We start from the raw sequence: 13,696 nt of genomic DNA on the forward strand, positions 1-13,696 counted from the left end.
TAGTAATCAATTATCTCAAAACCATTATCGGAGATGAGAATATTGAATTAACACAAGCTGTTATGCAACTACTTGTGTTAATTTTGTTATTTGTTTGCTTAAGGTTTGGGTTTCTTTTATACGTTCGAGCAATTCACTTGCAGGCTCATCATTAGGATTTTGAGCGACTAAACCACCAATAAAAGCTTTAGACAAGATGGCTTGTGGTAAATTATCTATTTGGGACTTTAACACTTGATATTGTTTTTCTATCAAATCGGCTTTTGCAAAAAGGCTCTCTACCTGCAAAATAATTTCTTGTTGCTCAGACAAAGGTGGTAAATTAATTTTGAGACTTCGAATGTCGCCTAGTGAAAGTCCTGCCTTCGTAACTCCTCTTTTTAGATTCCTCAACTGCCCTAACCCAGACTCAGACATTAAATACATCGCGATGTATTGCGAATTGTACGATTCTTTAGGTCTTGCTAAACATATATGTTGATTTATATATGATTCATATGGTAAGTCATGAGAAATAAAAGAAATCATTCCGATATCTGCAGTAATTGATATTAAAATATCACCTTTTCTTAATAATGTCCTTTTACCTTCATTAAGGTCTAATGGAAGGTTTAAGAATTGAAGCTTTTCTTTATTTAGATTTAGAGACAGTGATTCATAACTCATATTAGTCATTCTAACAAACAACTGTTTTCCTAGAACATTATCATAAAATGGAGCCCATCCTCTAGAACCACTAGTAACATATTCAAAAACATTTTCAGCATCTACCAAACACCACTCCTTGAACTGTTTACCCTTTCTCAACCTCTCAGTTAAATTTCCCTTTACCGCTTGGCTTAACACCGCTTGCCTAAAGTTTTTAAGGAGTAAGGGTATAGCATAAAGTTTTGCTTTTATTCTACCTATATTTTCAAACAGTAAATCTAGTTTTTCTACAATACGATTTTGTTCAGCACGAGGAGGCAAAATAAATGGTGCTTTTTCAAAATTAGATTTATTGACCATAGAAATAGTAGTAGAAGTAGAATTTTCAACTAACCATTTCTTCAATGTCAAAATATAATAATATCCAAATTTGCTATTAACATACTTATTAAAAATAATACTATTTATTTGCTGATTCGTGGCCAATTCCTTTCCAGCGATACTAACATTACCTAAATTACCAATACAGGTTACCATCACAGCTCCTATTGGCAATAACCTTGCTTTTTTAGCACCTTCAATTGACAATGTCTCTTCTGTTTCGGTGATATAAATAGTTTTATTTATATCACCGGGTTTAACCCAGGGAAACTCCCCATTGTAAAATTCCAAATTATTTTTGGAAGGTGTGTTACCTGTCACAACAGTACCAACAAGATAAATTTCAGTTATAGCCCACCCCTCTGATAATTCCTTCTCTCCCATTACCCTAGCTCTTCAATTATTTTATTCAATTCCTCTGTTATACTTTTTAGTTCAGCTAAAGCCTGTCTAGCAATATCAACAGGTTCTCCAAGATCAGCGCTTTTACTCACATTATCATTGGCAATGAGTCCTAGATCTAATGTGGCATTTTTCCTAAGAATATCATCAATCGACAACCGACTAAAACGCTCGTCCTTAACTAAATTACGATCTTCAGCTCTATAGGCAATTTCAAAATTTTCAAAATGAGCCTCAGTAAAAGGGGTTCGCTTGCCAAAAGCAGGCATATTGGTACGCATATCGTAAAACCAAACTTCTTTGGTATTACCCTTATCTGCTTTACCACGTTCAAAAAATAACACATTGGTTTTTACACCAGCTGCATAAAAAATACCTGTTGGCAATCTCAACACCGTATGCAAATTGCATTTATCCATTAAGTCTCTACGGATTTTCTGTCCATCACCATCTTCGAACAACACATTATCGGGCAATACAACCGCAGCTCTAGCTCCTCCGCGAGTATGTAAACTTCTGTATATGCCTTGTAAAAAATTAAGTTGTTTATTACTGGTAGAATACACTAAGTCTGTACGAGTTGGACGTTCCCCACCTTTTTTTGTTCCAAATGGTGGATTAGCTAATACAACATCCATATTTTTCACATTTTCGCCAAGGCTACTTAGTGAATCCCCAAGTGTAATGTTACCTTTTAAACCATGCAAAAAAGCATTCATTAAGGCTAAACGATGCGTATCACCTACCAATTCGCAACCGCTGTATTGCTGATTAACCAAGAAATCATTTTGTTTCTCTGTTAATGTAAATGGAGGATTATGCTGCGTTACATAGTGATGAGCAGCGATCATAAAGCCATAAGTACCGCAGGCTGGATCGTTTAACCGCTCTCCTACTTTAGGATCCGTTAAACGTACCATTACATTAATTAATGGCCTGGGTGTAAAATACTGTCCTGCACCACTTTTCTTTTCTGAAGCATTCTTTTCTAACAGGCCCTCATACATCTCACCTAATCCCTCTTCACGGGCTTCATACCAGTCTAGTTCATCAATATATTTGACAATCTTACGAAGGTTGGCTGGTTCAGATATATTGGTTTGTGCATTGTTGTATATTTCAAGGACTTTTCCTTTTCCTTCAGTACCTAAGTGTAATAGAAGCTCTCGATAGAACTTGGCTAATTCCATCCCTTCTTTTCCACTCAGATCTGCCCATCTATAACCTTCTGGTAGATCACTTTCCGTTCCGGTTTCTTCTGCCATTTTAAGAAACAGAATATAGGTAAGTTCGTTTAAGTATTGGTGATAAGTGATTCCATCGTCGCGCAAAACATTACATAGATTCCAGAGTTTATTAACTATTTCTTGTGTGCCTAAAGCCATTTGGTATTCCTGTTTTTTATATAAATAATTTATATTGGCGCAAACTAACTGAACTTGATCCAGTAACGCTAATCGATTGTACTAAGCGTACAAATATCCGTTTATTTCTGCTAAAATGGATGAAGTTTCACCTTTAAATACCCTATCTAGTCGCTTAATTCCGCCCTCGTTGCTAAAAGGTGGTTTTTCCAAATCTTCTATTGTGATGATAGTTTCCTTTAGCAACTGGTCTTCAATATTCTTTAACCATTTCAATTGTATACTACTCCATTGATGAGTAGAACGGATTTTATCCATCGCCTTTCCAATGCGATCATAGTGGCTTACCAATTCACTTCCAAGTGCCGCAGTACGCACGTGCGCGATAATATCAGCCACAATCTCCTGTTGCGTCAGATCTTTATAGGCTGTATTTAATCGTGTACCTGTATATCCTTTCTCATCTAATAGGAACTGAAGTGATTTTAGCTCTTTCCTGGTCAAATTACCTGGCTTTGTGCAGATGACCTTAAGCGCAGCAATTTCATTGATATTGGATTTGATATATTGATTAAATGATTCTATATAATCCTTAGGTTTTAAATTTTTATTGTAAGCATGGTAAACATCAGATAGCTCATCCTGGTGTGCGCTAAAAAGTAAGCTTCGTCCTTTACCTTTCGAAGCATTCTGTGCATCAAGATAATCCCACAAAGGCTTTAAAGTCTCCATTTCAGAATTTAAAGCACTTACTTCGGTCAAACCTTTTAAGTGATGAATTAAATCTTGGATATCATCTTTTCCAGCCAACTCATAAACATGAGCTTTTTGTTCATCATCTAAAGAATGTAGTTTCCTTTGCAATTTAGCGATAATTCGATCCAGCTTGAGCTGTTGCATATACTCATCTTTAATAATTGCAGCTTCCTCGGACAATTGGGCAAAAGACTTCTCCACTAGGGGAGCAACGGGCTTCATTACATCTTCTTTAGCCATGATTTCTGTTACTCCCACGCAATCGTAGATTTTAAATACTTCTTTGTCAATTTCATCACATCGGCGTGTAGCGCGCCCAATCATCTGATCATAAAGTATCCTGGAATTAACCCTTCTTAGAAAAACAAGATTTGAAATACTTGGCACATCAATACCCGTAGTTAACAAATCGACTGTAACAACAATACTCGGATATTGCTCATTTTTGAATCTTTTCAACAACATATCCCGATCGTAAACCACACCAGTGATTTTCAAAATGGCTTCTGCGTCTACAGTCTCTCCAAGGTTTTCATATTCCTCATACATGATTCGGATGATCTCGTCGGCATGACGGTCCGTTGCCGCAAAGATTAGGGTCTTCTTTCTATCTTCAGGATCAATACCATGATTTTCAATTAGTTCCCTCAATACCGTTCTATTAAAACTCTCATTGATCACCCTTTTATTAAAACCTTGAATTTCCACTTTGATCTCATCAGGTGTGATGCCTGCTTCTACAATTGCATTTTCTTCAGGATCATATATATGAATCGGATCACCAGCTTCCCATACTATGCCTCCTTCTGACAAACGAGTCTTAAAGACCTTTGGTGGTTCAAAATCTACAAGATACCCCTCAACAACTGCTCTTCTATAAGAATAGGTATATATTGGATCACCAAATATCTCCGCAGTATGAATAGCTGGTGTCGCTGTCAGCCCAATTCGATAAGCATCAAAATAATCCAAGACCATTCTATATTTACTTTGGAAATCGAGCTGATCTCTTAACACCATTTCTTCTTCCTCCATCTCTCTATCAAGGATATATCCACGATGTGCTTCATCAACAACAATACAATCATAATCCCCTATTCCAGGTGGATTATCTGAAAGCGAAATACGTTTAACCATGCTTTGAACCGTCGCAAAATGAATTTTGGTATCAAGATCGGTCACTGCCGACTCCAGATCTTTAAGATCATAGATCTGAGCAAAAGTCTGTAACCCCTCAATCTTCACTTCTTTAAAAGCATCGGAGGCTTGGGAGCCGAGCATACGCCTATCCACAAGGAAAAGAATACGTTTAAATCGTTTGGCGTCAATCAGTCGATAACACATCCCAATCATAGTACGAGTTTTACCTGTACCCGTAGCCATTGCCAATAATGCTCTCGGTTGTTCGGGATGGTTTATAATATGATCTTCAACCGCTTTGATAGCTTCTATTTGGTATTCCCGCAGATTTAATCCTTTGGGATCAGAAAGCAATTCATAACCTGTCTGTTCAAGTTTTTTTGCACCTTCTAGCTCATCGAAGACCAGTTTGTCACTAAGATTCCGAGGGCTGAACCAGGCAACGAGGGGTTTTTGTCTATTTTTTTTATGTCGCGCATCCCAAAACCAAATTCCGGACAACTCCTTCATTTGTTCCAGATATGGCCTTCCATTAGTAGAAAACATAAAGGGAACACGATATATTTCACAATTATTATGTGTAACCATGTTAATACCGTCTAAAGGCAATACCTCCTTGCTATATTTCATAGCCTGACCTAAGTCGGCCATTACATTTTTGATATGCTTCTTTGCCTCAATTAACCCAACAAGCTGTTCATCAATAAAGAGTGCATAATCAGCCCATAATGATCCACATTTCCATTCGGCAATAGCCATGTTTTTGCCTTTTTTAGGTATGGTTCTTTTCAACTTAAAATTGAGATTTGGGGTATCTACCTCCCAGCCTGCCTGACGAAGTTGCTCATCAATCAATTCTCGGGTCTCTGCTTCGGACATTTCCATCCTACTAGTTGCTTTGGCAGTCCTAGTAGCGATCTCTTTTTGCCTTTGTGGGCTAATGTTACCAACTTCTCTTTCTTTTAATAGTGCATCCAGTTTACCTTGTAATGCGGCGTGCTCTTGTTCTAATTTTGCAAGAGCCAAACGACTATCGGTATTTCCAGGCAGATGAAATTTTAAAGTAGATAAATCTCTATTTTTTACCGAATAAGCTTCATAAAACCACTTTCCCAATTTGAATGAAGAGAACAAGACTGCTTTAGCCTCATCAAATGTACCGTCTACATCATGAACAGCTTCATTTCCTTTTTTTCGGATTGTAGCAATGAAATCACTAATATTTGACGGTAGCACACCTTCGGCTGTTAACTTCTTAACCTGAAGATGAAAAGTATTCATGTCAGGGAACTCCAGTCCTACAGCCTCGTAGATTAGTATTGTGAGCTGCTCAGCAAACTGACGCAACTTCATTAAACAAGTAACTGGATCTGGGTGCAGATTATACTCTGCCGATTGCCCCAAATTGAATAATAATGGAAACTCTTCTTCGAGAAAATTAAAATTAGATGTTATCATTTAACGGAAAGCGCTTTACTATTTTTGATCAAAAGAAACTGCTCTAATGAACAAAAACATTTTTAATTATACAAACAACCCTAAATAACGACAAAAAACTGTAAGATTTAACAAATGTGGGTAACTAATGTGCAGTGATTATGCACAGTTAACCATAATTTTTTTCCATTGCACGAATTTTTTCAAGAAAGTTGAGCCTAAAGCTTTCAGGAGATATAATGATTATGTTTTCGCCATAGGCTAATAATGAAGCAATAAGTTCATAGTTTGGAATCACCTGGAGCTCAATACATACACCTTGATCATTCTCTCCAACTTTTTTCTGTGAGCCGTGTATCGGTTTTGTTTTAATATAAGGCCAAAGATTATGAAGAACCAAAATCTGAATAGTTTCAATCGTTTTATCAGTGGGTATCGTTACACCAATTACATCATCAAAATATTCATTAAAATCTATAGTCTTGTTCTGCTCAAATATTTCAGGAATTTCTGTTAAATTAACTATTCTGTCTAGGGCTAAATTGTTTACATACTTACTCACAGAATTGAGACCAAATAGGAACCAGCGTAAATTATATTGTTTTAAATAGTAAGGGTGGATAATATGAGCAACTATTTTTTCATCTTTAAAAGACTGATATTGAACCCTAAGCACTCTTTTATAATAAATCGCATTAAACAGTGGGGTGATGAATTCTAAACCTTTTAAAAACTGGTTCTGCTCAAAGTCAATAATTTTATTTTCATCAATTTTACTTATGCTTTCCAAACGGCTGGCAATGTCATCAATCCATTCAAATTGTGGCATTCCTTTAAATCGTGACAGCGTTAATAAAACCTCATTAATCTGATTCACCTCTATTGTACTTAATGGGCTTTTATTAATGGAATAACTTTTATCTGCGTAACAATGATATGTTTTTCTTCCGTCTTTAGGCCGTTCAAGTTCAATATGCCAGCCCTGAGCACTTTCCATATATTTGATATCCTCATATATCTGGCGTTTTTTCACCCCTTCATGCTTTCCCGTAAAATCATAAATAGCTTCATTACAAGCGATGATCAAATCCTCTATATAAAATTTACGCCCGAAATTACTGAAGCATTTATCTAAAGCGATATAACGAATCTGTGCATGTTTGTTTGTTGCCATAAATTGTGTTTAAACGGCTTAAATCTAAACATCAATACTGAGAAATACTAATTAGCTGTTTAGCCTCTTCGCTTATCAAATTTCATATAAAGGCTCCTACTAATCTCAGTAAAAACAAAAGAGGTTGATCATCTTTTCACCGATGATACAACCTCTTAAATGTCGTAGGTCCTAGCTTCCAACCACCTCTTTACCTCTCGATCCCCACTCCTTCTTCAACTCCCTTTCCAATCCTTTTTTCTTTAACCAACCCCTGATTTAATGCTGGTACCTTTAGCAGCTGCTCTCTTTTTACCGACTTACCATCCAAATCAAAGAAATTGATTTTGCCATAACGCACTGCCGTTTCTACAAATACCTTGGTCTGCTCGTCGCCTTTTTCTACAGTAACAATCGGGCGATTCCCATTCCTTAACGACAGCTCTAAATTCTCCGCCTTTTTGGGGTCCTCTAAATCTTTAATCTTAAACTCATTTAAAGATCTCTTCAAATCAAACCCATAATTCGGGTCCATGAACTGCCGCATCGTAAAGTTATTGTACCTATCCCTTGGTTTATCTACATCTAATACCATCCAGGCTTTATACTGATGACCATCCCTGCTCAGCAAGTCATCCCTGTAAACTGCTCTCCCCTGCATCAAATTCACTGCCTGTTCAGCGGTATAACCCTTTCCATGATCTACCCAAAACGTCTGAGGGATTGGTGGCGCATAAAAAGTCTGTTGAAAATCTTTAGTCAGATAATTCACCTTCCCCTCTTCCATCATCACTAGGGATGTTTTATGCGCTATATCCTTGCCGATAGCCAGTTCACAATTGCCCGTATTATTTTTAAACAAAGTGATGGCCTCCGCTACATTTTCCAACTTTTTAAACTGATTTTTTCCATCTGCATCTTTAGTAATCAATAGATACTTTTGCTCCTGTCCCAAGGGTACCCCCTGATGAGGATATGCCTCAAAGCGGTTCATATAATAATATTCGCTATTGCTAGACTGCTTAAAATACAAAGTCAAATCCACTTGTTTCTTCCCCCCCAAGAACCGCTCATCCAGCGTGAAATTTGAAATATTATTCCTCATTTGTTCTTCCATCAACGTGGTGATTTTATCACCAAAGCCCAAAGCTTTCATTTCCAGTTTAAGGGCTTCTAAATTGTTTAAATTCATTTTTCCTGTTTTAAAAAGTTGATCTTTTTGAATTTATGTCCTTCTCTAGGAGTTGTTATGAGTCTGGCCTTTTGGAGTAAGCCCAAGAAAACTCACATACGCTCCAGGCAATCATTTTTCTGGCTTATTATTCTTGAGTAGCACCCGCTCCCCTGCCTTCAGTTTCACCTTAATCCGTCTGATTTTCTTACTCAGTAGCGATTTTGCGGCATCCAGCCCGGCGCCAGCCACCTGTTTAGGTAAACTCTGATCAAAGCCTGACAAGCCCATACCTCGAGCGGCATTATCTATCCCTCCATTCAAGCTCTCGGTAACCATGGCCTCTGGAGCATACATCCCTGGCATTCCATCCAATGCATAGACAGACAAATCCACTGGAATAATAGAAGTTCCTACACGTATATTTTTGATATCCAGCAGGAGCCGCTGATTGATGATCCGGCAAGTGCCAAATATAAAATGGCCTTTGGCAATCTTTTGATGATTTAAGGTGATGGAATCTAAAATCCGAAGTTTAATCGTCGCCCCCTGTACTGCCTTTTGCTGATCTACGATTTCCGCAGGAATTGCCCTAAACAAACTATCAGGACTGGCAACAAGCTTTTCTTTATATCGCTGCTGCACCAGTTCAGGGTGCTGAATATCCAAAATGCTTTGCAACATCCCATTGAGCTGCTGCATTTCCGGATCTTCAGCTTTATTTTCCTGCATGGTCCTCATCAACCCTTCCAAGCGGTCCACATCATTTTTGATAGAAGTAGCTTGGCTTGTTCCACCAGCAGGCTTACCCTGTTCAGCGGCTAATTTCGCAGGCTTTTCCAGTTCCCGATTCAAAGCCTCCAGTTTTAAATTAATCTGCTCTGCAGGGTCCTCGTGTTTAACCTCCCCAAATCCTAAACGATGAGTCATCACTCCCAACCCATTGCTATCACTTAGAGAATTGTCCCGATCTAGCTGTGCATAATATCCCATTTTATCTACCGGTTCAGTTTTTTTAAAGCTTGCATCCGGCAAATTCGTATTGATTCCTTTTGCAGCAAGCTGCTGGTCTTTCTCCTTATTGTTTCTACCTCCACCCATCGCATAAAATGCCAAGGCTAAAAAAGGCAGTACCAATAGCGGAAGGAACAGCAATACTTTTCGTTTATCTTTTGATCTTTTAGTCATCATCGTTTTATCTTATCAGGTCATTATTCTATTCATTTAAATTGTTGTTCCCAGCAGAGCGAAGCGACGATCTATTAATTTAGAAAGGCAGAAAACAGCAAATACAGTAGGTAACTACCAAAAACACCGCAAAACAGCATCAACAGTAATTGCTTAGTTCTTATATGCAAATTTTCCACTTTTTCATTCAACCAATCCGCCAAGCACCTTTGCCTCCGAAGCACCCACATGGCGATTCGGTGAGCCAACTGGTCAGCTGAACCGCCAGGATTCCTATTTTTAAAAGCTCTTCTCATCTTAAGGTTTAATTAGGTCCTGGTTTGAAATCGTTTCCCATTTCAAGATCAAAAAGCCATGAGGATTATTGTCAGAACGGGATACATTACGCAAATAACCCTGGGTGACGAGCTTTCGTAGCACGGTAGAGCTCGAACGGGTCAATTTCTGTGTGGCATAACAACGGAAATAAAAAGGATACTGGTTTAAGTCCAACTGTGTGCTGTCTATCTGGATTTCCTGGGAAATATTGCCGGCTATTAAATTGCTGTAAAATCCCTGCTCTTTCAGGTTATCATAAGCCTTTTTGGCACTCTGATCAGCCAGATTCAAAGCCCCAGCAATGTTTCGCTGGATCACCTTTTCATCTGGATCCAGGGTGAAAAAATAATGGTGGAACATTTTTACATGATCCCGGGTTTCTACCCCTATGTTGTCTTTACGTTCTGCCGCAAAAGCCTCTATTGCTTTTCCATTGGCTAGAATATAAATCCTGTTCTCCGCTACTTTGATCCTTTCATAGCTTTTATAAATCGCAAATCCAGAAAGCCCTGCGCAAAACAGCATCAAAAAAATGCTGAACCTTTTGATATGGCTAAAAGCCGTATCAATGTTTTTAAATTGTGTAAACATCCTTTAAGTTTTAGAATTACCAGATAATTTGTCTTTGAAATAATCATTACCCATAGCTGTAGCCATCCCCTGAGAAGTGGAAGATTTCCCGTCCCCCAAAGCATCCTGCATCATCCCTATACCTGCTCCCGAAGCCACTCCTCCAATAGCGCCAGTACCACTACTGACCATCGTATTGACCTTGGTTAACATCGAATTCCCTCCGCCAGCATGTACCACATAATTCGCAACTGTAGGCACGCAGAAGTAACCCACTATTCCAATAATCATAAAAATTAAATAAGCGATATCGGTGCTGCTGAAAAAAGTATCCCCCTGCTGAGCCACCTCAGAAATATCCAAACGGATCATTTGTTGCTGAATCTTGCCCAGGATCGTACCGAAGATATTGGCAATAGGAAGCCATAAAAAGATATTGATATACCGGGCAATCCAAACGGTTAGGGTATGTTGTAAACCATCGTAGACCGAAAATCCCAATACCAGTGGCCCCAGGATAGCCAGTACAATCAAGAAAAATGTCCTTAAAGTATTGATGCATAAAGCAGCAGACTGATAGACTATTTGTAAAACTTCCGACATAAACTGTTTAAAAGAATGTCTCATCTTATAATCCTGTCGGTCCGCCCAAAACCTGATGTCATTTCCTATCCCATCCAACCATCCCTCGTCCTGGGGCGCATTCTTTGGATGAGTATATTTATACCACTGCTCTCGGTTACCGCTCCCATCCTCTCCTACATACAGCTTATACTTTACCGACTTTTTCAGCTCCAGTTCCTTTTGATCCAGGAGCGCTTTGATCGCCTGATCTGAATCTTTAACCATACCTGCCGTCGCCGAAACACTTAACCCAAGCACTCCATTAAAAACTGCTATTACTACAGGGAAAAGCACGATGGTCAGCCCAAGAGCAAAGGGCCGTAATAAAGGATAAAAATCAATCGCTTCTGCCGACGCCATCTGACGCCATACCCTACTTGCAATGTACCATAGGGCCCCAAACCCGGCGATTGCACGACCTGCAGCAATCAGCCCAGAACAAAGGGGCAGCATTTCTGCATATACCTTTTCCAGCACCGACTGCAAACCTCCAATCTGCCCCGCTAGCCCTTGTGCCCGAGAAATACCGGGCATAAACATGACCATAACCACCGTTAATGTGGCCATTAAAAATTTACATTTCATAATTTTAAAGGATTAATTAATGTTGTAAAAGCTTCTGGAATCGCGGATCTGCTGTTTTTCCTTGTCCCGGTAAGCGCTGAGTAGATTGGCTTGTGCATTGAAAGACCGCAAGAACATCAGTTTGTCTTCTGTATCCGCAAAGATCCGATCAATAGCTTGCAACCGCTGCTCATCACTCATTCTTAAGGTCAAAGAAGTCGTCACCATGACCAGTGCGTCCAGGTTATTTAAATTCTGGTCAAAGAGCTGCTGGTATACTTTAGCGAAATAATCCAGTTCAGAAAGGTTAAAATTCCCGGCCGATCGAAATCGGTCATAAGCCAACTTGTACTCCGTTACAATTTTCTTTTGATAGGTAATGATATCTGCAACACGTCTATACTTTTTAACCTCAGGGCGGACCAGCAGCAAACCATCCATAAAGACTTCATGCAAAGTGAAATTACCCTTCGAAATATTTTTAATGGCATCGTAACCACCCGAAATGACTGAAAAACCTTTTTTCATATCTGTGAGGATATTCTTAAGCTGACTTAGTTTTTCTACATTCAGCAGCAATTGTTGCACTTCCGTAGACTGTGCTTTCACTAAACCGGAAAATAAAAACAGTATTTGAAAAGTAGTACCAAAAATTAAGATTTTAATTGAGTTCATAGCTCTTTCTTAAATGGTGAATAGATTCTTGTTCCTCCTTATTTCCCTGGATCACCAACCAGACCTGTTTACTGAAATCCAGGACAAAAGCATATTTCTCTCCCAAAGATTGACGAATCCTCTGGTCTCTAAAAATCCGCTCATCATCACTCATTTCCAACTTTCCAGAAGTCATAATCGTTATTAGTTCGTCCAAATCCGATCGGCACTGGTCCATTACCTGAGCCTTTACCTCAAGGACATACACCCTGTTCCCTGCTGACAAATCACCCATAGGAATCCCATCAAAAGCCTGATCCATGGAACGTAGCAAAGCCGTCAACTCCTCTATCTTAACATGAGCCCTAACTGAAGGGCTTACCTGCTTTAATGAAGAAATAAGAGCTGTATGTAAGCTGAATTCGCCACCTGTAAAGCTTTGTACTACTCCAAGACCAGATCCCACAATTTCATAACCCTTTTTAGCATAGCCCGCGTATACCTGTAAAGCAGTGATCTGCTGAAGCAGATAAAGCTTTTGCGTTTTTTTCTGTTTAAAAAACTCCGCAAAGGTTTGCCCCTTCGCCGAAAAAGAGAACATCAGTACTACCAGCATCCAGGATCCTTTATTGCGCAATACCATAAATCTCTTTTAAAGTGGCGACCTCGTCCAGGGATTTAGCCCTGCTCAAACTCATCTGGATATTCCCGGTATTGAATTTTTTCAGGTCCGAAAAATTAATGTCCATTTGATCCGCAGCAGTATTAATGATCTCGAGTCTTGCCGCGTCACTCATTTGGGTCTTAAAAGAATTAACCACCAAAAGGAGCTGATCTAAATTTTTAATGCTCTCATCCAAAATCCCTGCATATACCTTTTCCATATAACTCAACTCTTCAGGGGGAAAATGCTGATCCTGCTGGAACAGCTTCCAAGCCCATTTGTACTCGTCCACAATGGCCATTTGCTTTGTCGTTAGTTCTTTAATCCGTTTATAATAAGTGATAGCAGATTTGATCTCCCATAATTCCTGATAATAATTGCTGTACAAATCCTTTTGTCGTGCGGTCCAGTCTGCAATCTCTCCCAACTTTAGCTTAGACAACTGGTTCTCCAATACCTTTTGGGCATTTTGCAACCAAATCGTTTCATTCTGTAAGCGTTGGATCTTTAAGTCTACCGCTTTAATAACCTTTTTTACCCCCGCCTTGATCACTTCCAAAACTGCTACCTGTGCGCTTGCCCCCGTAGGCAAAGCGACAAATAACATCAAGGTACTGATCGGCAAAACCACCATGTATTTTTTCATCATCTTATGTATTAGA

11 protein-coding genes are annotated in these 13,696 nt (G+C 39.0%); all 11 read right to left on the minus strand.

Annotated elements, in window-relative coordinates:
• Nucleotides 1-60: 60 nt before the first annotated feature.
• The 11 genes from H9X96_RS12815 to H9X96_RS12865 all read right to left on the minus strand — a co-directional run bounded on the left by H9X96_RS12815 (nt 61) and on the right by H9X96_RS12865 (nt 13,683).
• Nucleotides 61-1,413, minus strand: coding sequence for a restriction endonuclease subunit S (locus H9X96_RS12815; protein ID WP_187666651.1), 1,353 nt, complete (start codon nt 1,411-1,413; stop codon nt 61-63).
• Nucleotides 1,413-2,816 (minus strand): N-6 DNA methylase, encoded by a 1,404-nt coding sequence (locus H9X96_RS12820; RefSeq protein WP_187666652.1) that lies wholly within the window; start codon nt 2,814-2,816, stop codon nt 1,413-1,415. The genes H9X96_RS12815 and H9X96_RS12820 overlap by 1 nt, the downstream gene beginning before the upstream one ends.
• Before the next feature lie 81 nt (nt 2,817-2,897).
• A complete protein-coding gene (gene hsdR / locus H9X96_RS12825) occupies nt 2,898-6,149 on the minus strand; it encodes a type I restriction-modification system endonuclease (RefSeq protein WP_187666653.1) in 3,252 nt (1,083 codons plus the stop codon).
• Nucleotides 6,150-6,297: 148 nt separating this feature from the next.
• A complete protein-coding gene (locus tag H9X96_RS12830) occupies nt 6,298-7,302 on the minus strand; it encodes a YafY family protein (protein ID WP_187666654.1) in 1,005 nt (334 codons plus the stop codon).
• 190 nt (nt 7,303-7,492) lie between these two features.
• Nucleotides 7,493-8,473: a hypothetical protein gene (locus H9X96_RS12835; protein WP_187666655.1), complete on the minus strand. Its 981-nt coding sequence runs from the start codon at nt 8,471-8,473 to the stop codon at nt 7,493-7,495.
• A gap of 111 nt (nt 8,474-8,584) precedes the next feature.
• Complete coding sequence (gene traM, locus H9X96_RS12840; RefSeq protein ID WP_187666656.1) at nt 8,585-9,643, minus strand: conjugative transposon protein TraM; 1,059 nt, start codon at nt 9,641-9,643, stop codon at nt 8,585-8,587.
• A gap of 294 nt (nt 9,644-9,937) precedes the next feature.
• A complete protein-coding gene (gene traK / locus H9X96_RS12845) occupies nt 9,938-10,549 on the minus strand; it encodes a conjugative transposon protein TraK (protein WP_187666657.1) in 612 nt (203 codons plus the stop codon).
• A gap of 3 nt (nt 10,550-10,552) precedes the next feature.
• Entirely contained in the window at nt 10,553-11,737 is a 1,185-nt protein-coding gene (gene traJ, locus H9X96_RS12850) for a conjugative transposon protein TraJ (protein WP_187666658.1), read from the minus strand.
• Between the two features lie 12 nt (nt 11,738-11,749).
• Nucleotides 11,750-12,391: a TerB family tellurite resistance protein gene (locus H9X96_RS12855; protein ID WP_187666659.1), complete on the minus strand. Its 642-nt coding sequence runs from the start codon at nt 12,389-12,391 to the stop codon at nt 11,750-11,752.
• A complete protein-coding gene (locus tag H9X96_RS12860; RefSeq protein WP_187666660.1) occupies nt 12,378-13,013 on the minus strand; it encodes a hypothetical protein in 636 nt (211 codons plus the stop codon). The genes H9X96_RS12855 and H9X96_RS12860 overlap by 14 nt, the downstream gene beginning before the upstream one ends.
• Nucleotides 12,997-13,683, minus strand: a complete 687-nt coding sequence (locus tag H9X96_RS12865) for a conjugal transfer protein TraI (RefSeq protein WP_255431104.1) — start codon at nt 13,681-13,683, stop codon at nt 12,997-12,999. The genes H9X96_RS12860 and H9X96_RS12865 overlap by 17 nt, the downstream gene beginning before the upstream one ends.
• Nucleotides 13,684-13,696: the final 13 nt, after the last annotated feature.

Source organism: Pedobacter sp. N36a (genome assembly GCF_014472395.1).
Classification (GTDB): Bacteria; Bacteroidota; Bacteroidia; order Sphingobacteriales; family Sphingobacteriaceae; genus Pedobacter.